The sequence below is a fragment of the Pseudomonas sp. SK2 genome, from assembly GCF_016772395.1.
GTDB lineage: Bacteria > Pseudomonadota > Gammaproteobacteria > Pseudomonadales > Pseudomonadaceae > Aquipseudomonas > Aquipseudomonas taiwanensis.
Genome location: NZ_CP061944.1, coordinates 4887378 through 4906803 on the forward strand (window position 1 = coordinate 4887378; position 19426 = coordinate 4906803).

18 protein-coding genes, 2 tRNA genes and 1 rRNA gene are annotated in these 19426 nt (G+C 60.7%); 10 read left to right on the plus strand and 11 right to left on the minus strand.

Going from position 1 to position 19426, the window contains the following annotated elements:
* Window position 1 precedes the first annotated feature (1 nt).
* The 4 genes from IF103_RS22110 to tyrS form a co-directional block, all read right to left on the minus strand.
* Window positions 2–77, minus strand: a tRNA-Ala gene (locus IF103_RS22110).
* Between the two features lie 26 nt (window positions 78–103).
* Window positions 104–180: transfer RNA gene (locus tag IF103_RS22115), tRNA-Ile, on the minus strand.
* Window positions 181–266: 86 nt separating this feature from the next.
* Window positions 267–1803: ribosomal RNA gene (locus tag IF103_RS22120) — 16S ribosomal RNA — on the minus strand.
* A gap of 614 nt (window positions 1804–2417) precedes the next feature.
* Window positions 2418–3617, minus strand: a complete 1200-nt coding sequence (gene tyrS, locus IF103_RS22125; protein WP_023382642.1) for a tyrosine--tRNA ligase — start codon at window positions 3615–3617, stop codon at window positions 2418–2420.
* A gap of 215 nt (window positions 3618–3832) precedes the next feature.
* Here tyrS and IF103_RS22130 point away from each other — a divergent pair, with 215 nt between their 5' ends.
* Complete coding sequence (locus IF103_RS22130; RefSeq protein WP_023382643.1) at window positions 3833–5254, plus strand: peptidoglycan DD-metalloendopeptidase family protein; 1422 nt, start codon at window positions 3833–3835, stop codon at window positions 5252–5254.
* 4 nt (window positions 5255–5258) lie between these two features.
* Window positions 5259–6350 carry an anhydro-N-acetylmuramic acid kinase gene (locus tag IF103_RS22135; protein WP_023382644.1) on the plus strand — a complete coding sequence of 364 codons (1092 nt, stop codon included), beginning with the start codon at window positions 5259–5261 and terminating at the stop codon, window positions 6348–6350.
* A 57-nt stretch (window positions 6351–6407) separates the two neighbouring features.
* Here IF103_RS22135 and erpA read toward each other — a convergent pair whose 3' ends face one another.
* Both erpA and argC read right to left on the minus strand, forming a co-directional pair.
* Complete coding sequence (gene erpA, locus IF103_RS22140; protein WP_023382645.1) at window positions 6408–6758, minus strand: iron-sulfur cluster insertion protein ErpA; 351 nt, start codon at window positions 6756–6758, stop codon at window positions 6408–6410.
* Between the two features lie 145 nt (window positions 6759–6903).
* Window positions 6904–7938, minus strand: a complete 1035-nt coding sequence (gene argC / locus IF103_RS22145) for an N-acetyl-gamma-glutamyl-phosphate reductase (RefSeq protein WP_023382646.1) — start codon at window positions 7936–7938, stop codon at window positions 6904–6906.
* A gap of 142 nt (window positions 7939–8080) precedes the next feature.
* Here argC and hemJ point away from each other — a divergent pair, with 142 nt between their 5' ends.
* The 6 genes from hemJ (at window position 8081) to IF103_RS22175 (ending at window position 12507) form a co-directional block, all read left to right on the plus strand.
* Window positions 8081–8506 (plus strand): protoporphyrinogen oxidase HemJ, encoded by a 426-nt coding sequence (gene hemJ, locus IF103_RS22150; protein WP_023382647.1) that lies wholly within the window; start codon window positions 8081–8083, stop codon window positions 8504–8506.
* A gap of 27 nt (window positions 8507–8533) precedes the next feature.
* Window positions 8534–9490 (plus strand): NAD(P)H-dependent flavin oxidoreductase, encoded by a 957-nt coding sequence (locus tag IF103_RS22155; protein WP_104883193.1) that lies wholly within the window; start codon window positions 8534–8536, stop codon window positions 9488–9490.
* Between the two features lie 67 nt (window positions 9491–9557).
* Window positions 9558–10340: an SDR family NAD(P)-dependent oxidoreductase gene (locus IF103_RS22160; RefSeq protein ID WP_027907295.1), complete on the plus strand. Its 783-nt coding sequence runs from the start codon at window positions 9558–9560 to the stop codon at window positions 10338–10340.
* A gap of 64 nt (window positions 10341–10404) precedes the next feature.
* Window positions 10405–10743, plus strand: a complete 339-nt coding sequence (locus IF103_RS22165) for a histidine triad nucleotide-binding protein (RefSeq protein WP_104881176.1) — start codon at window positions 10405–10407, stop codon at window positions 10741–10743.
* A gap of 65 nt (window positions 10744–10808) precedes the next feature.
* Window positions 10809–11456, plus strand: coding sequence for a 2-polyprenyl-3-methyl-6-methoxy-1,4-benzoquinone monooxygenase (coq7, locus tag IF103_RS22170; protein ID WP_023382651.1), 648 nt, complete (start codon window positions 10809–10811; stop codon window positions 11454–11456).
* Between the two features lie 10 nt (window positions 11457–11466).
* Window positions 11467–12507: a hypothetical protein gene (locus IF103_RS22175; RefSeq protein ID WP_027907296.1), complete on the plus strand. Its 1041-nt coding sequence runs from the start codon at window positions 11467–11469 to the stop codon at window positions 12505–12507.
* Window positions 12508–12587: 80 nt separating this feature from the next.
* On the opposite strand, the gene IF103_RS22180 is transcribed toward IF103_RS22175, so the two are convergent.
* Complete coding sequence (locus tag IF103_RS22180; protein ID WP_004376171.1) at window positions 12588–13010, minus strand: OsmC family protein; 423 nt, start codon at window positions 13008–13010, stop codon at window positions 12588–12590.
* A 189-nt stretch (window positions 13011–13199) separates the two neighbouring features.
* Here IF103_RS22180 and crp point away from each other — a divergent pair, with 189 nt between their 5' ends.
* Window positions 13200–13844, plus strand: coding sequence for a cAMP-activated global transcriptional regulator CRP (crp, locus tag IF103_RS22185; protein WP_023382653.1), 645 nt, complete (start codon window positions 13200–13202; stop codon window positions 13842–13844).
* On the opposite strand, the gene IF103_RS22190 is transcribed toward crp, so the two are convergent.
* The 4 genes from IF103_RS22190 to IF103_RS22205 form a co-directional block, all read right to left on the minus strand.
* Entirely contained in the window at window positions 13841–14545 is a 705-nt protein-coding gene (locus tag IF103_RS22190; RefSeq protein ID WP_027907297.1) for a lipoate--protein ligase family protein, read from the minus strand. The two genes, crp and IF103_RS22190, sit on opposite strands and share 4 nt — an antisense overlap.
* A 68-nt stretch (window positions 14546–14613) precedes the next feature.
* Window positions 14614–15447 carry an indole-3-glycerol phosphate synthase TrpC gene (gene trpC / locus IF103_RS22195; RefSeq protein WP_023382655.1) on the minus strand — a complete coding sequence of 278 codons (834 nt, stop codon included), beginning with the start codon at window positions 15445–15447 and terminating at the stop codon, window positions 14614–14616.
* Window positions 15444–16493 (minus strand): anthranilate phosphoribosyltransferase, encoded by a 1050-nt coding sequence (gene trpD / locus IF103_RS22200; protein WP_023382656.1) that lies wholly within the window; start codon window positions 16491–16493, stop codon window positions 15444–15446. Before trpD ends, trpC begins: the two co-directional genes overlap by 4 nt.
* A gap of 9 nt (window positions 16494–16502) precedes the next feature.
* Window positions 16503–17096, minus strand: a complete 594-nt coding sequence (locus IF103_RS22205; RefSeq protein ID WP_027907298.1) for an aminodeoxychorismate/anthranilate synthase component II — start codon at window positions 17094–17096, stop codon at window positions 16503–16505.
* Between the two features lie 381 nt (window positions 17097–17477).
* Between IF103_RS22205 and estP the strand changes: the two genes are divergently transcribed.
* Entirely contained in the window at window positions 17478–19367 is a 1890-nt protein-coding gene (gene estP / locus IF103_RS22210) for an esterase EstP (protein WP_202675670.1), read from the plus strand.
* The last annotated feature ends 59 nt before the right edge of the window (window positions 19368–19426 follow it).

Genomic DNA, 19426 nt, shown 5'->3' on the forward strand with positions numbered 1-19426 from the left:
GTGGTGGAGCCAAGCGGGATCGAACCGCTGACCTCCTGCGTGCAAGGCAGGCGCTCTCCCAGCTGAGCTATGGCCCCGTGTGTTCTAGGCCGCACCAAGTAATTGGTAGGTCTGGGCAGATTTGAACTGCCGACCTCACCCTTATCAGGGGTGCGCTCTAACCAACTGAGCTACAGACCTATAACAGGGTCGCGTTACAGCATCGTCTTTATACAAAGAATCAAGCAATTCGTGTGGGAGCTCATCAGCAGGCTGATGTCGTCGATTAAGGAGGTGATCCAGCCGCAGGTTCCCCTACGGCTACCTTGTTACGACTTCACCCCAGTCATGAATCACACCGTGGTAACCGTCCTCCCGAAGGTTAGACTAGCTACTTCTGGTGCAACCCACTCCCATGGTGTGACGGGCGGTGTGTACAAGGCCCGGGAACGTATTCACCGCGACATTCTGATTCGCGATTACTAGCGATTCCGACTTCACGCAGTCGAGTTGCAGACTGCGATCCGGACTACGATCGGTTTTGTGAGATTAGCTCCACCTCGCGGCTTGGCAACCCTCTGTACCGACCATTGTAGCACGTGTGTAGCCCAGGCCGTAAGGGCCATGATGACTTGACGTCATCCCCACCTTCCTCCGGTTTGTCACCGGCAGTCTCCTTAGAGTGCCCACCATAACGTGCTGGTAACTAAGGACAAGGGTTGCGCTCGTTACGGGACTTAACCCAACATCTCACGACACGAGCTGACGACAGCCATGCAGCACCTGTGTCAGAGTTCCCGAAGGCACCAATCCATCTCTGGAAAGTTCTCTGCATGTCAAGGCCTGGTAAGGTTCTTCGCGTTGCTTCGAATTAAACCACATGCTCCACCGCTTGTGCGGGCCCCCGTCAATTCATTTGAGTTTTAACCTTGCGGCCGTACTCCCCAGGCGGTCAACTTAATGCGTTAGCTGCGCCACTAAAATCTCAAGGATTCCAACGGCTAGTTGACATCGTTTACGGCGTGGACTACCAGGGTATCTAATCCTGTTTGCTCCCCACGCTTTCGCACCTCAGTGTCAGTATCAGTCCAGGTGGTCGCCTTCGCCACTGGTGTTCCTTCCTATATCTACGCATTTCACCGCTACACAGGAAATTCCACCACCCTCTACCGTACTCTAGCTCGCCAGTTTTGGATGCAGTTCCCAGGTTGAGCCCGGGGCTTTCACATCCAACTTAACGAACCACCTACGCGCGCTTTACGCCCAGTAATTCCGATTAACGCTTGCACCCTCTGTATTACCGCGGCTGCTGGCACAGAGTTAGCCGGTGCTTATTCTGTCGGTAACGTCAAAACAGCAAGGTATTAGCTTACTGCCCTTCCTCCCAACTTAAAGTGCTTTACAATCCGAAGACCTTCTTCACACACGCGGCATGGCTGGATCAGGCTTTCGCCCATTGTCCAATATTCCCCACTGCTGCCTCCCGTAGGAGTCTGGACCGTGTCTCAGTTCCAGTGTGACTGATCATCCTCTCAGACCAGTTACGGATCGTCGCCTTGGTGAGCCATTACCTCACCAACTAGCTAATCCGACCTAGGCTCATCTGATAGCGCAAGGCCCGAAGGTCCCCTGCTTTCTCCCGTAGGACGTATGCGGTATTAGCGTTCCTTTCGAAACGTTGTCCCCCACTACCAGGCAGATTCCTAGGCATTACTCACCCGTCCGCCGCTGAATCAAGGAGCAAGCTCCCGTCATCCGCTCGACTTGCATGTGTTAGGCCTGCCGCCAGCGTTCAATCTGAGCCATGATCAAACTCTTCAGTTCAATACTGCTTGGGTTTTTAAGAAACCCTAAACTTGGCTCAGCAATCTCAAATGACTATGTGATTTCTCGCATGGCCACTTGTGATGCTGATAATCTTTGTGACTATCAGTCCGTACTCACAAGCACCCACACGAATTGCTTGATTCGATTTGTTAAAGAGCGTTTGGCTAAGAGCGTTTCGTCTCAACCGAGGCGCGCATTCTACGCTTTCCTCATTTGCTGTCAAGCGTTTATTTTGAAGTTTTTTGCGAGAAACTCGTTTAGCTTCAAACACTTGACTCGCTGCGATCTCTCGTAGCGGGAGGCGAATAATACAGCGTTTTAAAACGCTGTCAACCACCTCTTTCAGCGCTTCCGATTGCTTTCTAAACGCTCAACCTGTTGATTAACAAGGAGTTTTTCGTTTCGACTGCGTCGGAAGTGGGGCGCATTATAAGGGGATTCGAGAAGTGGTCAACCCCTAAATTCCATTAAACAGAAATAATTGTGAAACGGGGCCGCACGCCGTTGGCCGCTCGGTGTTGAGGCGGTCGGCCGTTAGGGACGCGCCATAAAAAAGCGGGGAGGCCTGTTGCCCCCCCCCGCTTCTATATAGCTGCAACACCTGCAAGCGATCACTCAGCCTTGAGGGTAACCCGCGCAAATGCCTTCTTGCCGGCCTGGCACACATGAGTCGCGCCAATTGCAAACATGAAATCTCGCTCAACCACCGCGCCATCGACCTTCACTGCTCCGGCACCGAGCAGATCCCGCGCCTGAGCCGAGTTCTTGACCAGACCAGCCCGGTTCAGCACCGCGGCAATCGGCAGGTCTTCAGTTGCACTCACCTCGACCTCCGGTAGATCTTCCGGCAGCTCACCTTCCTTCATGCGGTTACCCGCCGCACGGTGAGCATTGGCAGCCGCCTCTTCACCATGGAAACGCGCAACGATTTCTTCCGCCAGCTTGATCTTGATGTCCCGCGGGTTCGCACCATTGGCAACATCAGTCCGGAACTGATCGATTTCTTCCATCGAACGGAAGCTCAGCAGCTCGAAGTAACGCCACATCAACGTATCCGGAATCGATACCAGCTTGCTGTACATCACACCCGGCGCTTCCTGGATGCCCACGTAGTTGCCCAGCGACTTGGACATCTTCTTCACGCCATCGAGCCCTTCGAGCAACGGCATGGTCACGATGTTCTGCGCTTCCTGGCCATAGGCCCGCTGCAGCTCACGCCCCATCAGCAGGTTGAACTTCTGGTCGGTACCACCCAGCTCGACGTCAGCCCTCAACGCCACGGAGTCATAGCCCTGCACCAGTGGGTAGAGGAACTCGTGGATGGCAATCGGCTGGTTGGTGGTGTAGCGCTTGTCGAAGTCGTCGCGCTCGAGCATGCGCGCAACGGTGTACTGCGAGGCCAGGCGAATGAAGTCTGCCGGCGTCAGCTTGTCCATCCAGGTGGAGTTGAATGCGACTTCGGTCTTGGCCGGGTCGAGGATCTTGAACACCTGCTGCTTGTAGGTCTCAGCGTTTTCCAGTACTTGCTCGCGCGTCAGCGGTGGACGAGTCGCGCTCTTGCCGCTCGGATCGCCGATCATCCCGGTGAAATCACCGATCAGGAAGATGACCTGGTGCCCAAGGTCCTGGAACTGGCGCAGCTTGTTGATCAGCACCGTGTGCCCCAAATGCAGGTCCGGGGCAGTCGGATCGAAGCCTGCCTTGATACGCAGAGGCTGGCCGCGCTTGAGCTTCTCCACCAGTTCCGACTCGACCAACACTTCTTCCGCACCGCGCTTGATAAGCGCCAGCTGCTCTTCAACCGACTTCATAGACAGACCCGCAAGGCTCAGATTCAAGGGGAGCCAACCATACAAGATCGGCCATCAAATACAAGTTTCGCAAAGGAATGTGACCCGGGTGAAGCCTTCCGGCGTCTATGCGCCCTTGCGCGAAAATGGATTTGGTTATATTTTATACAGTTATTTCATCTTCATCATGTCATTCATCTTTTCCATATTCATTTTTCTTCAAAGCCACCTTACCTATGACCAACAAAACGCCTAAAGCGCCTCCGCTTTATCCGAAAAGCCATCTGTTGGCCGCCAGCGGCATTGCCGCCCTGCTCAGCCTGGCCTTGCTGGTGTTCCCCTCCAGTGAGGTCGAAGCCAAGAAGACCACGCTCTCCCTCGAACTGGAGAGCCCTGCCGAGCAATTGAAGGACGAAACCAGCAGCGCACCGCTGGTCCAGTCCGAAGGCGATCAAGGCTCCCCCTTCGCCCAGATCGAAAACGCCGAGCCGAGCACCGAACAGACAGCCTCCCAGCAAGCCCCGGAGGGCCAGCCGGAAACCGCAGCCAAGGACCCTGCCCACCGCGAAGTCACCGTGGCCCGTGGCGATACCCTGTCCACCCTGTTCGCCAAGGTCGGCCTGCCGGCGAACGCGGTCCATGACCTGCTGGCCAGCAACAAGCAAGCCAAGCAGTTCACGCAACTCAAGCATGGCCAGGTCCTACAGTTCGAACTGGACAAGGATGGCCAACTGGCCAGCCTGCACAGCAAGGTCAGCAACCTGGAAACCATTCGCCTGAGCAAGACCGCCAAGGGCTATACCTTCGACCGCGAGATCAGTAAACCGATCGTGCGCACCGCCTACGCCCATGGCGTGATCAAGAGCTCGCTCTCTGCTTCCGCCCAGCGCGCCGGCCTGTCCCACAGCATGACCATGGACATGGCGCGAGTACTTGGCTACGACATCGACTTCGCCCAGGACATCCGTCCAGGTGACGAATTCGACGTGGTCTACGAACAGAAGGTCATGGATGGCAAGGTCATCGGCACCGGCAACATCCTGTCCGCTCGCTTCACCAACCGCGGCAAGACCTACACCGCCGTGCGCTACACCAACAAGCAGGGCAATACCAGCTACTACACCGCCGACGGCAACAGCCTGCGCAAGGCGTTCATCCGTACCCCAGTTGACTTCGCCCGCATCAGCTCGCGCTTTTCCGCCGGGCGCAAGCACCCGATCCTGAACAAGATCCGTGCGCACAAAGGCGTCGACTACGCAGCCCCTCGCGGCACGCCGATCAAGGCTGCCGGTGACGGTCGCATCGAGCTGGCCGGGCGTCGTGGCGGTTACGGCAACACCGTGATCATCGCCCACGGCAACCGCTACAAAACCCTCTACGGCCATATGCAAGGCTTCGCCAAGGGCATCAAGACCGGCAGCCAGGTCAAACAGGGCCAGATCATCGGCTACATCGGTACCACCGGCCTGTCGACCGGACCGCACCTGCATTACGAGTTCCAGGTCAATGGCGTGCACGTCGACCCATTGAGCCAGAAAGTGCCAATGGCTGACCCGATCGCCAAAGCCGAGCGCCAGCGCTTCCTGCAGCAAAGCCAACCCCTGATCGCACGCATGGATCAGGAAAAGGCCACGCTGCTCGCAGCCAACAAGCGCTGAGCCCATGGCGCTTTATCTGGGGGTAATGTCCGGCACCAGTCTCGATGGCCTGGACATCGCCCTGATCGAACAACGCGAGCAGCCCCGCCTGCTCGCTACCCACTACCTTCCGATGCCCTCAGACCTGCGCCAGGAGCTGCTGAGCCTCTGTGCCAGCGGCCCTGACGAGATCGCACGCGCTGCCCTCGCAGAAAACCGCTGGGCCAGCCTCGCCGCACAGGGCATCCGTCATGTACTGGCCCAGCAAGGGCTCGAGGCTGCTGCAATCCGCGCCATCGGCAGCCACGGCCAGACCATTCGCCATGAACCCTCTCGTGGCTTCACGGTACAAATCGGCAACCCAGCCCTACTCGCCGAACTGACCGGTATCAGCGTGGTAGGTGACTTTCGCCGTCGTGACGTCGCTGCCGGCGGTCAAGGCGCCCCGCTGGTGCCTGCATTCCATGAAACCTTGTTCGGCCACCTCGGCCAGCGCTTGGCAGTGCTCAACGTGGGCGGTTTCAGCAACCTCAGCCTGATCGAGGTCGACAGCCCGGTGCACGGTTTCGACTGTGGCCCAGGCAACGTGTTGATGGATGCCTGGATCGAGCGCAAGCGCGGGCCTTCCTATGATGCCGATGGCGCTTGGGCTGCGAGCGGACAGGTGCAGGTTGACCTGCTCAGCGCACTGCTCAGCGATCCGTTCTTCGCCGGCAGCGGCCCGAAAAGCACTGGCCGTGAGGTGTTCAACCTGCAGTGGCTCGATGGCCACCTGACTCGCCTGCCCCAGTACCGCGATGAAGATGTGCAAGCCACGCTACTGGAACTGACCTGCCGCAGCATCATCGAGTCGCTTCGCAATGCCCAACAGAGCACAGAAGCCCTGCTGGTTTGCGGCGGCGGGGCCCACAACAGAGCACTGATGGCGCGACTGGCTACCTTGCTGCCCGACGCCAAGGTCAGCAGCACAGCCGCCCATGGTGTGGACCCGGACTGGGTCGAAGCGATGGCCTTCGCCTGGCTGGCCCATTGTTGCTTGGAGGGTATTCCTGCCAACCGCCCCAGCGTCACGGCGGCACAAGGGCTGCGCATATTGGGTGCGATCTACCCGGCTTAGTCCCCTGCAGAAAGCAAAACGCCGCGCAATTGCGCGGCGTTTTCGTATGGCCGAAGCTCAGATCGAGAACGAGGAGCCACAGCCACAGGTGGTAGTAGCGTTGGGGTTCTTGATCACGAAGCGCGAGCCTTCCAGGCCTTCCTGGTAGTCCACCTCGGCACCCGCCAGGTACTGGAAGCTCATTGGGTCGACGACCAGGGAAACGCCTTCGCGCTCGACGATGGTGTCATCCTCGGCCACATCTTCATCGAAGGTGAAACCGTACTGGAAGCCCGAGCAGCCGCCACCCGTCACGAATACACGCAACTTCAGGCGATCGTTGCCTTCCTCGGAAACCAGGGTCTTCACCTTTTGCGCAGCCCCGTGAGTGAACTCCAACGCGGTGGGGGTGAAGGTTTCGACGCTCATGTTGATTCTCCCGGCGCACTGCCGCCATAAAACTCGATGGTGCGCATTATCCGCTTCTCCGAGAAAATCGGTCAAGAATTGTGCTGCTTTAGTCGCGCCCAACAAAAAGGCCCGCACAAGGCGGGCCTCAGGAACGAGCTTGCGCTTACGGCAGCAGGCCGGCGTGGGACAGCCCCATGCGCTCGTCCAGGCCGAACAGGATGTTCAGGTTCTGGACAGCCTGGCCGGATGCGCCCTTGACCAGGTTGTCGATGACCGACAGCACCACCACCAGGTCGCCGCCCTGCGGACGGTGAACCGCAATACGGCAGACGTTGGCGCCTCGCACGCTGCGGGTTTCCGGGTGGCTGCCGGCTGGCATCACGTCGACGAACGGTTCATCGGCATAACGCTTCTCGAACAACGCTTGCAGGTCGACCGAGGTGTCGACGACGTTCGCGTACAGGGTTGCGTGAATGCCGCGGATCATTGGCGTCAGGTGCGGCACGAAGGTCAGGCCGATGTCTTTCCCGGCCGCCAGGCGCAGGCCCTGGCTGATTTCCGGCAGGTGACGGTGCCCCTTGACCGCATAGGCCTTCATGCTCTCACCAGCCTCGCAGAACAGTGAGCCTACGGCAGCGCCACGGCCGGCACCGCTAACGCCCGATTTGCAGTCGGCGATCAATCGCGACGGATCGGCCAGCCCAGCTTCGAGCAGCGGCAGGAAGCCCAGTTGGGTAGCGGTCGGGTAGCAGCCCGGCACTGCAATCAGACGCGCCTGGCGAATCTTCTCACGGTTGACTTCAGGCAAGCCGTATACCGCATCCTTGAGCAGCTCGGGTGCACCATGCGGCTGGCCATACCACTTGCCCCATTCCACGGCATCCTGCAGGCGGAAGTCGGCGGACAGGTCGATCACCTTGGTGCCGGCAGCCAGCAACTCGCCGGCCAGGGCGTGTGCAACGCCATGGGGGGTGGCGAAGAACACGACGTCGCAGGCACCCAGCGTCTTGCTGTCCGGCACACTGAAGGACAGGCCATCGTAGTGGCCACGCAGGTTCGGATACATGTCGGCAACCGCCACGCCCGCCTCGGAGCGCGAAGTGATGACCGCCACCTCGGCCTGTGGATGCTGTGCCAGCAGACGCAACAGTTCGACGCCGGTGTAACCCGTGCCGCCGACGATACCGACCTTGATCATAACGCTTGCCCCTTATCAACGAGCCGACTGGAAAGCGCACGATGATAGGGGGGCACGCCGCCTGTAACAACTCTTGGGGTGCCCCTTTGGGCGCTTGAGCTCTACTATCTGACGACCGTGAAAACCTGAAGGAACTCCCTCCATGCTTTATCTATGGATCAAGGCACTGCACATCATCAGCGTGGTCTGCTGGTTTGCCGGCCTGTTCTACCTGCCAAGATTGTTCGTCTACCACGCCCAGAGCCAGGACAGCATCAGCCAGGAACGCTTCATCACCATGGAGCGCAAGCTGTATCGGGGCATCATGAACCCGGCGATGATCGCCACGTACGTGTTCGGCGCCTGGATGCTCTACCTCACTCCGGGCTGGCTCAGCCAAGGCTGGCTGCACGCCAAGCTCACCCTGGTGATCCTGCTGACCGGCTACCATCATATCTGCGGCGCCCAGCGCAAACGCTTCGCCAGCGGCAGCAATACCCGCAGCCATGTTTACTATCGCTGGTTCAACGAGGTCCCTGTGTTGTTCCTGTTAGGCATCGTGATTCTCGTGGTGGTCAAACCGTTCTGACGACAAACCTGCCCGCAGGAGCCCTCCATGCCTTTGCCTGCCTCGCTTGAGCAACGCCTGCGCCTCCCGGTGGTCGCAGCGCCGATGTTCCTGATCTCCAACCCGCGCCTGGTCCTGGCTTGCTGTGCCAATGGCGTGGTGGGTAGCTTCCCAGCCCTGAACCAGCGCGACAGTGCCGGATTCAAGCGCTGGCTCGAAGAGATCGAGCAGGCTTTGCAAGCAATGGCCGCGCCAGCGCCCTACGCCGTCAACCTTATCGTCCACCCTACCAACCCTCGCTTGCAGGCTGACCTGGCTTTGTGCGTCGAGCACCGAGTGCCGATCGTCATCACGAGTCTTGGTGCGGTGAAGGAGGTGGTGGATGCCGTGCACGGCTATGGCGGCGTGGTGTTCCATGACGTCACCACACGGCGCCATGCCGAAAAGGCCGCCGAGGCTGGCGTCGATGGCCTGATCGCGGTAGCCGCCGGGGCTGGCGGTCATGCCGGCACCTGGAGCCCCTTCGCGCTGGTCGCGGAGATCCGCCAATTCTTCGACAAGACCGTGCTGCTGGCAGGCTGCATCAATCATGGCCATCAGATCCTCGCCGCCCAGCTATTGGGGGCAGACCTTGCCTACATGGGCACCCGCTTCATCGCCACGGCCGAAAGCCAGGCGCAGCCACTATACAAACAGATGCTGCTCGATGCCCGTGCCGCGGATATCGTGCACACCCCAGCGGTGTCCGGCATTCCTGCCAGCTTCCTGCGCCAAAGCCTGCAGCAGGCGGGGTACGACATGGCCACCCTCGAGCGCGGCCACGAACAAGGCAAGCTCAAGCCGATCGACGACGAAGCCAAGGCATGGAAGACGGTATGGTCTGCTGGCCAGGGCGTGGGTGATATTCAGGACGTGCCTGGTGCAGCGGCACTGATCGAGCGCCTGCACGGCGAGTACCGGGCGGCTCTGGACCACAGCCTGGCGCTGCGTGACAAGGCCCTGTAGCAAAAGGCAACACCTTGCCTGACCAAGCTGTACACTAGGCGCCCTCTTCAGCCCCCAGGAGCCTTGCATGACCCGTTACGCCATGATTACTGGTGCTTCCAGCGGCCTGGGCCTGGCCCTGGCGGAAGCCCTGGCGCGGCGCGGTCGCAATTTGATCCTGGTAGCGCGCCAGCGCGAGACCCTTGAGCCGGTCGCCATCGAGCTCACCCAGCGCTTCGGCGTCGAGGTGCTGTTCCGCGCCTGCGACCTCAGCCAACCCTTGCGACTGTCAGGTTTCGTATTAGAGCTTGAGGAAGGCGAGCGGCGCATCGACCTGCTGGTGAACTGCGCCGGGCTGCGCAGCTATGGGCCATTTCTCGCCCATGAATGGGCCGACGAGCAAGATCTGCTGGAGGTCAACATCCTGGCCATGAGTCGCTTGTGCCACGCGATTGGCAACCTGATGGCGGTGCAAGGTGGCGGGCAGATTCTCAACGTCGCGGGACTGGCCAGCGCGGCCCCCGGCCCTTGGATGGCGACTTATGCCGCCAGCAAGGCCTATGTACTGAGTTTTTCCGAGGCACTGCGCGAAGAGCTCAGGCGCACGGGCATCAAGGTCTCGGTACTCAATCCTGGTCCCGTGCGTTCGTCCAGGCGCCCCATCCCGAGGCTCGAAGGCAAATCCCGTTGCCTGACGCCCGAAGAAGTTGCGCTTTACACCGTAAGAGCCCTCGACAAGAACCGCGCGCTGATCACCCCTGGCCGACGCAACCGCTGGCTGGCCTTCGTCCCACGCCTGCTGCCGCGCTGGCTGGTACGCAAGCTCGCAGGAGTGCTGCATCGGCGCTACTGCCCGATCGGCATGGAATAGCCACTGGGCGAGCGGCGCCCGGCTGAGTAAACTCGGCCCGGAACCTCACCATGGAGCAAGAGCTGTGGACGACTTATTCACCAGAATCATCAACCGGGAGATCCCGGCGAAGATCATCTATGAGGACGACCAGGTTCTGGCGTTCCACGATATCGCCCCCCAGGCGCCAGTGCATTTTCTGGTTATCCCGAAGAAACACATCCGCACCCTGAACGACCTGACCGAAGACGACAAGGGCCTGGCCGGCCACATCCTGTTCACCGCCCAGCGCCTGGCCAAGGAACTTGGCTGTGAAGACGGCTTCCGCGTGGTCATGAACTGCAACGAACTGGGTGGACAGACCGTCTACCACATCCACATGCATGTGCTTGGCCAACGCCAGATGCACTGGCCTCCGGGCTGATCCAGGGCAAGCGACCCTGATCCGATTGCGGTAAACTGTCGGGCACACTCTAGCGGAGGTGCCCGATGGCTACCGAACGTCACTACTCGCCGCTCGACCGCTTGTTGCTGCAGGCCGATACCGCCATGCGCACCTTGCTGCCTTTCAGCGGCCAACCTTCCCGACCCTCCCCGGCCATCGTCCAGCCAGATGTCGAACTGGATGAAAGCCAGGCTCGTCACATCGCCGGCCTGATGCGGGTCAACCATACCGGTGAGGTGTGCGCCCAGGCGCTGTACCAGGGCCAGGCCCTGACGGCCAAGCTGCCGCAGGTACGCAAGGCCATGGAGCATGCCGCCGAGGAAGAAGTCGACCACCTGGCCTGGTGCGAACAGCGCATCCGCCAACTGGGCAGCCACCCGAGCGTGCTCAACCCATTGTTCTATGGCATGTCGTTCGGCATTGGCGCACTCGCCGGCCTGGTCAGCGACAAGGTCAGCCTGGGCTTCGTAGCTGCCACCGAGCATCAGGTGTGCAAGCATCTGGACGAGCATCTGGAACAGATCCCGCAAGAGGACGAGAAATCGCGCGCCATTCTCGAACAGATGCGCGTCGACGAAGAGCAACATGCCGAATCGGCCCTCGAAGCCGGTGGTTACCGTTTCCCCGCACCTGTGCGCTTTGGCATGAGCCTGCTGGCCAAAGTCATGACCAAGAGCACCTATCGCATCTAGGGCCAATACCATGACGGACCGCATCGACGCCAAGGACCTGGCGCGCGCCGTGCAAGCCGGCATCCTCCAGCCGGGCCAGGACCAGGCCCTGCTGGCATTCCTGCAACAGCCTCCGGTCCCACGCGGCACGCTGCAACTGGCCCACGTGGCGTTCTATTTCGGCGCCCTGCTGATCATGGGTGCCATGGGCTGGTTGCTGACCGAAGCCTGGATGCGTATTGGCGACGGCGCCCTGCTGGCCATCGCCATGCTGTACATCGTGCTAATGACCCTCTTCGCGCTCGGCCTGCAACGACGCCATCAACCCATCGCTGCCGGGGTGCTGGCCGCGGTCGCGGTAAGCATCGTGCCGCTGGCCGTCTTCGCCATCGAGCGTATGGCGGGGTGGTGGCCCATGGGCGACACGCAAACGGATTACCACCAGTACTACCGCTATGTGCAAGGCGGTTGGCTGTTGATGGAGGCCGCCACGGTGCTGGCAGGGCTGCTCATGCTGCGCCTGATCCCCTACCCGTTCATCGTCATGCCGATCGCCTTGGCCTTGTGGTTCATGTCGATGGACCTGAGCGAATGGTTCTACGGCTCGCCTTTGAGCTGGGAGCAACGCCGCACGGTATCACTGTGGTTTGGCCTTGGGCTGCTGCTGGCGGTGTTGATTCTGGACGGACGCACCCGCCAGGATTATGCCCACTGGGGTTATCTGGCCGGGCTGGCGGCATTCTGGGGCGGGCTGACATTGCTGGACAGCGGGAGCGAACTGGGCAGGGCGATGTACTGTGTGATCAACCTTGGGCTGATGGGCATGGCGGTGCTGCTGCGCCGACCGGTCTTCATGGTGTTCGGCGCGCTTGGCGTGGCGGCATACCTGGGTTACTTGTCGTACGACGTGTTTGCCGAATCCCTGTTATTCCCGGTAGTACTGACCTTGATCGGGCTGGGAGTGATCGGCCTGGGTCTGGCGTATCAGAAACGGCGAGAACAACTGAGCCAGGCCGTCCGGGGGCGCTTGCCGCAATGGTTGCTGACTGCCCTGCCAGCACTGCGAAATTGACGACTGCCGGCAAGCCCGCCCTTACAGGCTTGCACCCTCCTTGCCGGCGATGGGCTGCAAAGCAGCCCAAAGGGTGAAAATCAACCCAGCTCTACGATCTCGTAACCGTGGGTGATCTCAACGCCTGCACGCTCCAGCATGATCGATGCCGAGCAGTATTTCTCCGCCGACAGTTCGACAGCCCGTTTTACCTGGGCTTCTTTCAGACCACGCCCCTTCACCACGAAGTTCATGTGGATCTTGGTGAACACTTTCGGGTCTTCACTGGCGCGCTCTGCCTCCAGGAACGCTTCGCAGCTTTCCACTGCCTGGCGCGACTTTTTCAGAATGCTCACTACGTCGAAGCTGCTGCAGCCACCGAGGCCCAGCAGGAGCATTTCCATCGGGCGCACGCCCAGATTGCGACCACCCGCTTCGGGCGGACCGTCCATCACCACGACATGGCCGCTCCCGGACTCGCCGAGGAACATCGCTTCACCGGCCCACTGGATGCGTGCCTTCATCTATCCGGACTCCTAAATATCGGAAAAGGGTGTCAGCTTAGACCTTGTGTGGCTGTCGGAAAAGATCAAGACGTGTCGCAATTGTGCCGAAACATCCCACAGTGTCTGATAAGCTGGCGCCAAATGACTGGCGTCAACCGTCAGGCATCCTAGAAAAAGCTCATACCTCACATCGAACAGGATTTCGTGATGGTTGCCTCAGCCCTACCCGCCAAGATCAAGAACATCGATAAACTGCTGGTCCACTGCCAACGCCGCCGTTATGTCGCCAAGAGCAACATCATTTGCGCGGGTGATCGGGCCGAGACGCTGTCGTTCATCATCAAAGGGTCGGTCACCATCCTGATCGAAGACGACGAAGGTCACGAGATGATCATCGCGTACCTCAACAGTGGCGACTTCTTTGGCGAGTTGGGCCTGTTCGAGCCCGTGGGTAGCGATCAGCAGCGCAGCGCCTGGGTTCGCGCCAAGACCGAATGCGAGGTGGCGGAGATCAGCTACGACAAGTTCCGCGAACTGTCGCGCCACGACCCGGACATCCTCTATGCCCTGGGCAGCCAGATGGCCCAACGCCTGCGCAACACCACGCGCAAGGTTGGCGACCTGGCCTTCTTCGATGTGACAGGCCGAGTGGCGCGCTGCCTGCTTGACCTGTGCAAGCAACCCGACGCCATGACCCATCCGGATGGCATGCAGATCAAGATCACCCGTCAGGAGATCGGTCGCATCGTCGGCTGTTCGCGGGAGATGGTCGGCCGCGTCCTGAAGGACCTCGAGGAACGCAGCCTGGTGCAGGTCAAGGGCAAGACCATGGTGGTCTACGGAACACGCTAGTCCCTGGGCAGTTTCGCCAGCTCATCAGCATAGGCTTGCGACAAGCGCTCGAACCAGGGCGCTTCGGGCACCACTTCATGCAGAGCGATATGGCTGTCGGCGCGGCAGCGCTGCTCCAGGTCGCAACATTCGTTGAAACGGTTGACGGCCGCGACCATCGACTCCCGCTCGTTGTCCAGCAGCAGGGCTCCATGGACCAGCACCACGGCCCGCTTGCCACCCAGTCCCTGGCGCCAGCGCTGAGCGGTGCCGACCAGTTTGCGGCCGTTGAGGTTGACGTTGAAACGCCCGTCGCAGAAAGCACCGTCGATTTCGCCCACCGAAGCCACGCCACCCCATTCGCGCAGCACATCGCACAAAGGCAGGCACAGGCGCTCGTAGGCATGCTCGATTCGCCCATGGTCGCCTTCGCTGCGCGGCGCGACGTAGACCAGCGCGACATTCACCGTCGCGTGGGACTGTGGCACCGGCTCACCACCGGTTTCCCGCAGCAGCACAGGCCATCCGGCAATCGCCAACTCGGCGCATGCAGCCTCGAAGTTTTCCAGCCGGCTCATGCGCCGTGGCATCACCAGGGCATGATCGGTGGGGCGCCAGAACAGCACGCCAGCGTCACGCTCGCCGCGGCAGACGGCCGCCAGCAGTTCCTGCTCGGCGTGCAGGCCTTGTTCGACAGTCAGTGCCAGGGGTTGATCGGTCATCCTTTCACCTTTGTTAGCAGCCATGGCAGGCCTACAAAAAAGCCGGCAATACGCCGGCTTCGTTTCGATCAGTCCAGTTGCTGAACAGTCTTCTTGACCTGATCAGGGAAGAACAACCGCTGCAGCTCCAACCCTGGTTGCTCGGCACGCATGAACGCCTCCCCCACCAGGAAGGTGTAGACCTCGTTGATTTCCATCAGCTCGACGTCAGCACGGTTGAGAATGCCGCTTTCGGTAATGGCCAGGCGATCACGTGGGATGCGCGGCAACAAGTCGAGGGTGGTCTCCAGGCTCACCTCGAAGGTGTGCAGGTTACGGTTGTTGACCCCCACCAACGGCGTATCGAGCGTCTTCAGTGCACGCTCCAGCTCGTCGCCGTCATGCACTTCGACCAGGACATCCAGGCCGACCTCCTTGGCCGTGGCGGCCAGCTCAGCCATCTTCACGTCGTCCAGCGCCGACACGATCAGCAGCACGCAGTCGGCGCCCAAGGCACGAGCCTCGACGATCTGGTACGGGTCGACCATGAAGTCCTTACGGATCACCGGCAGCGAAACGGCGGCGCGAGCTTGCTGCAGGTATTCGTCGGCGCCTTGGAAGTAGTCCACATCGGTCAGCACCGACAGGCAGGTCGCCCCACCCTTTTCGTAGCTGACGGCAATGTCCGCCGGCACGAAGTCCTCGCGGATCACACCCTTGCTCGGCGAGGCCTTCTTGATTTCGGCAATGACCGCCGCCTGCTTGCGCTTGGCCTGCTCGATCAGGGCATTGGCAAAACCTCGGGGCGCATCGGCCGACTTGGCCAGACGCTCCAGTTCGGCAAAGCTTACGCGCGCGCTGCGCTCGGCCACTTCCTGGAATTTGCGGGCGATGATCCTTTCCAGCACCGTCGGCACACTCATGCTTCGTTCTCCACCTTGAATACCGCCGTAAAGGCACCCAGCTCCTGCAGCTTCTCCCAGGCCAGCCCGGTGTGCAGCACGTCATGGGCCAGTTCCACACCCGACTTGAGGCTCATTGCATGGTCTGCGGCATACAACGCCGCGCCCGCATTGAGCACGATCATTTCGGCGGCTTTCTGCCCGTTCTCAGTCTTGCGACGACCCAAGGCATCGCGTATCAGCGCCAACGAGGCCTCCGGGCCTTCGACAGCCAGGCCATGCAGGCTCTGGCTCTTCATGCCGAGGTCCTCCGGTTCGACCCAGTACTCGGTGATCTGGTCATTCTTCAGTTCGGCCACGAAGGTCGGCGCGGCCAGGCTGAACTCGTCCAGACCGTCCTTCGAATGCACCACCAGCACATGCTTGCTGCCCAGGCGTTGCAGCACTTCGGCCAACGGACGGCACAGGGCCTGGGTAAACACGCCGACCACCTGGTGCTTCACACCGGCCGGATTCGTAAGCGGGCCGAGCATATTGAACAGGGTACGCAGCCCCAGGTCACGGCGTGGGCCAGCCGCGAACTTCATTGCCTTGTGGTGGCTCTGAGCGAACATGAAGCCGATCCCCAGGCTGTCGATGCAACGGGCGACCTGGGTTGGATTCAGATCCAGGTAGACTCCGGCGGCCTCCAGCAGGTCCGCGCTGCCGCTCTTGCCGGAGACAGCACGGTTGCCGTGCTTGGCCACAGGGCACCCCGCCGCCGCGAGGACGAAGGAGGATGCGGTGGAAACGTTGAAGATGTTGGCGCCATCACCGCCGGTACCGACGATATCGACCACGCCATCGAGGCTTTGCAGCTCGACCTTGTCAGCCAGTTCGCGCATCACCGAGACCGCACCGACAATCTCGTCGATGCTCTCGCTCTTCATGCGCATGCCCATCAGGAAGGCGCCGATCTGCGCTTCGCTGCATTGGCCGGTCATGATCTGGCGCATGACATCGCGCATTTCTTCGGTGCTGAGGTCAAGGTGGCCGACGATACGGCTCAACGCGCTCTTGATATCCATGTTCGGTCCTTAGCGGCGGCCGCCGGTCTGCTTGAGGAAGTTGGCGAACAGCTCGTGGCCCTGCTCGGTCAGGATCGATTCAGGGTGGAACTGCACCCCTTCGATGTTAAGCGTCTTGTGGCGCAAGCCCATGATCTCGTCGACCGCGCCATCTGCGTGGGCGGTCCAGGCGGTCACTTCCAGGCAGTCAGGCAAGGTTTCGCGCTTCACCACCAGGGAATGGTAGCGGGTCACGGTGAGCGGATTGTTCAGGCCGGCGAACACACCCAGGTCGCGGTGCAACACCGGGCTGGTCTTGCCATGCATCACCTGACGCGCCCGCACCACATCGCCGCCGAAGGCCTGGCCGATGGACTGGTGCCCCAGGCAGACGCCAAGGATTGGCAGCTTGCCGGCGAAATGCAGGATGGCCTCGATGGACACACCCGCTTCGCTCGGTGTGCATGGACCAGGCGAGACGACGATGCGTTCCGGATTGAGGGCTTCGATCTCGGCGATGGTCATTTCGTCGTTGCGAATGACCTTTACCTCGGCACCCAGCTCGCCAAGGTACTGAACAACGTTGTAAGTGAATGAGTCGTAATTGTCGATCATCAGTAACATCGGGATGAACCTCTTGAATCTACTGACTTTTGAATTCGAATCTTCCTACACGCCAGAACAAGCGCAAATGCAGCCGCATCGTGCGGTGGCGGGTGTTACAAAGAGGAAGACAAACGGGGGCGGGCCGGACTTGCCGGCAGGAGATAAAGTCAGGCGCGCCAACGCCAACGGGCGTGGGCCTTGATTACGCGCATCAAGAGTTTGCTGACGATCAACACAGGATAGGTCTCGCTCATACGTCCCGGCACAGTAGCTTACCGGGGCGCCTGGCGCAATATGCCCGTAAACACGGGGTAACGAATGGACTTGTGAGAAAAGACCTTTGCTTTGTTAAGGTCAATCGGGCTGTTCCGATAAAAACAATGAGAAGGATATCTACCCATGCAACGTTCGCATTTCCTGCGCTTCACCCTCTGTACGCTCGCGCTGGCCTGCAGCCAAGCCCTGGCAGCTCCTTCGCCATATTCCACCATGATCGTGTTCGGCGACAGCTTGAGCGATGCCGGCCAGTTTCCCGATCTACTGGGAGGCACTGATGGCATGCGCTTCACCAACCGTGACGGCGACGGCAACTTCGCCCCCGTCTCGCCGATGATCCTCGGAGGACAACTGGGGGTAGCGCCAGCAGACCTCAACCCTTCCACCTCCTTCGGAATTCGCCCGGATGGTAACAACTGGGCGGTTGGCGGCTACACGACCCAGCAAATACTGGATTCGATCACCGGCACCTCTCAATTGATCATTCCCCCTGGCAACCTGGGAGCGGGCACCGTGATTCGTCAACGACCTGGCTACCTGGCCAATGGCCTGCGCGCAGACCCCAACGCGCTCTACTACCTGACCGGTGGCGGCAATGACTTCCTCCAAGGCCTGGTGAACACCCCCGCCGACGCGGCGGCAGCCGGCGCACGCCTGGCCGCCAGCGCCCAGGCGCTACAGCAAGGAGGGGCACGCTACATCATGGTCTGGCTACTGCCAGACCTCGGCCAGACCCCGAACTTCAGCGGATCGCCCTTGCAAGGCGCCCTGTCACAGCTGTCGAGCGTGTTCAACCAATCGCTGGTCGGCCAGCTCGGGCAGATCGACGCCGAGATCATCCCACTGAATGTTCCCGTGCTACTGCAAGAAGCCGTCACCGACCCGAGCCAATTCGGCCTGGCCACAGGACAGAACCTGATCGGCACCTGCTACAGCGGCAACAATTGCGTTGCAAACCCCGTGTATGGCGCCAACGGCACAGCGCCCGACCCAACCAAGCTTCTTTTCAACGACTCAGTCCATCCGACCATTGTGGGCCAGCTACTGATCGCCGACTACGCCTACTCGATTCTCTCCGCCCCATGGGAACTGACACTGCTGCCAGAAATGGCTCACTCCAGCCTCCGAGCACACCAGGACGAGCTGCGCAACCAGTGGCAGACGCCTTGGCAAGGCGTAGGGCAATGGCAACCGTTCGTTGCAACCGGTGCCCAGGACCTGGACTTCGACGAGCAAGGCAGCGCTGCCAGCGGTAACGGCCATGGCTATAACCTGACGCTGGGCGGCAGCTACCGGTTGAATGACGCTTGGCGACTGGGGCTGGCGGGCGGTGTGTATCGGCAAAAGCTGGAAGCAGGTGCACAGGACTCCAATTACAAGCTCGACAGCTACCTGGCCACTGCCTTCGCCCAGTTCAGACAGGACCGCTGGTGGGCCGATACCGCCTTGAGCGCGGGGCACCTGGACTACCGCGACCTCAAGCGTACCTTTGCCCTGGGGGTGAACGCCCGTAGCGAGAAAGCCGACACCGATGGCGAGGCCTGGGCAGTCACCGGCCGCCTGGGCTACAACCTGGCAGCAGCCAGCAGCACCTGGCAACTGTCACCCTTCCTCAGCGCCGACTATGCGCGGGTGAAGGTGGACGGCTACGACGAGAAGAGCGGACGTTCGACGGCGCTTGGCTTCGATGACCAGGAACGTACTTCACGACGCTTGGGGCTGGGGTTGTTGGGCAGTGTGCAGGTATCGCCGAGCACCCGGCTGTTCGCCGAGGTGGCGCGCGAGCATGAGTTCGAGGATGACCAGCAAGAGGTGACGATGCACCTGACCAGCTTGCCGGCGAACGAGTTCACACTGACCGGGTATACGCCGAACAGTAACCTCACCCGGGCCAGTGTGGGACTGACCCATGAGTTGACGGCCGGGGTGCATCTGCGAGGGAACTACACCTGGCGCAAGAGCGATGAGTTAACGCAACAAGGGATGAGCCTGGGGATCAGCGTCGACTTCTAGGACGGTGGGGGCCGCTTAGCGGCCCTTTTGCGACATCAGGCCGCTTCAACTGCTTGGAG

Excerpts from the sequence above, each read along its gene's own strand:
- IF103_RS22155 (WP_104883193.1), top strand. The coding sequence starts at position 8,534 with ATGCCTTTGCCTGCCTCGCTTGAGCAACGCCTGCGCCTCCCGGTGGTC.
- erpA (WP_023382645.1), bottom strand. The coding sequence starts at position 6,758 with ATGAGCGTCGAAACCTTCACCCCCACCGCGTTGGAGTTCACTCACGGG.
- IF103_RS22190 (WP_027907297.1), bottom strand. The coding sequence starts at position 14,545 with ATGACCGATCAACCCCTGGCACTGACTGTCGAACAAGGCCTGCACGCC.
- IF103_RS22130 (WP_023382643.1), top strand. The coding sequence starts at position 3,833 with ATGACCAACAAAACGCCTAAAGCGCCTCCGCTTTATCCGAAAAGCCAT.
- estP (WP_202675670.1), top strand. The coding sequence starts at position 17,478 with ATGCAACGTTCGCATTTCCTGCGCTTCACCCTCTGTACGCTCGCGCTG.
- IF103_RS22160 (WP_027907295.1), top strand. The coding sequence starts at position 9,558 with ATGACCCGTTACGCCATGATTACTGGTGCTTCCAGCGGCCTGGGCCTG.
- tyrS (WP_023382642.1), bottom strand. The coding sequence starts at position 3,617 with ATGAAGTCGGTTGAAGAGCAGCTGGCGCTTATCAAGCGCGGTGCGGAA.
- coq7 (WP_023382651.1), top strand. The coding sequence starts at position 10,809 with ATGGCTACCGAACGTCACTACTCGCCGCTCGACCGCTTGTTGCTGCAG.
- crp (WP_023382653.1), top strand. The coding sequence starts at position 13,200 with ATGGTTGCCTCAGCCCTACCCGCCAAGATCAAGAACATCGATAAACTG.
- trpC (WP_023382655.1), bottom strand. The coding sequence starts at position 15,447 with ATGAGTGTGCCGACGGTGCTGGAAAGGATCATCGCCCGCAAATTCCAG.
- IF103_RS22175 (WP_027907296.1), top strand. The coding sequence starts at position 11,467 with ATGACGGACCGCATCGACGCCAAGGACCTGGCGCGCGCCGTGCAAGCC.
- argC (WP_023382646.1), bottom strand. The coding sequence starts at position 7,938 with ATGATCAAGGTCGGTATCGTCGGCGGCACGGGTTACACCGGCGTCGAA.
- IF103_RS22180 (WP_004376171.1), bottom strand. The coding sequence starts at position 13,010 with ATGAAGGCACGCATCCAGTGGGCCGGTGAAGCGATGTTCCTCGGCGAG.
- hemJ (WP_023382647.1), top strand. The coding sequence starts at position 8,081 with ATGCTTTATCTATGGATCAAGGCACTGCACATCATCAGCGTGGTCTGC.
- IF103_RS22205 (WP_027907298.1), bottom strand. The coding sequence starts at position 17,096 with ATGTTACTGATGATCGACAATTACGACTCATTCACTTACAACGTTGTT.
- IF103_RS22135 (WP_023382644.1), top strand. The coding sequence starts at position 5,259 with ATGGCGCTTTATCTGGGGGTAATGTCCGGCACCAGTCTCGATGGCCTG.
- trpD (WP_023382656.1), bottom strand. The coding sequence starts at position 16,493 with ATGGATATCAAGAGCGCGTTGAGCCGTATCGTCGGCCACCTTGACCTC.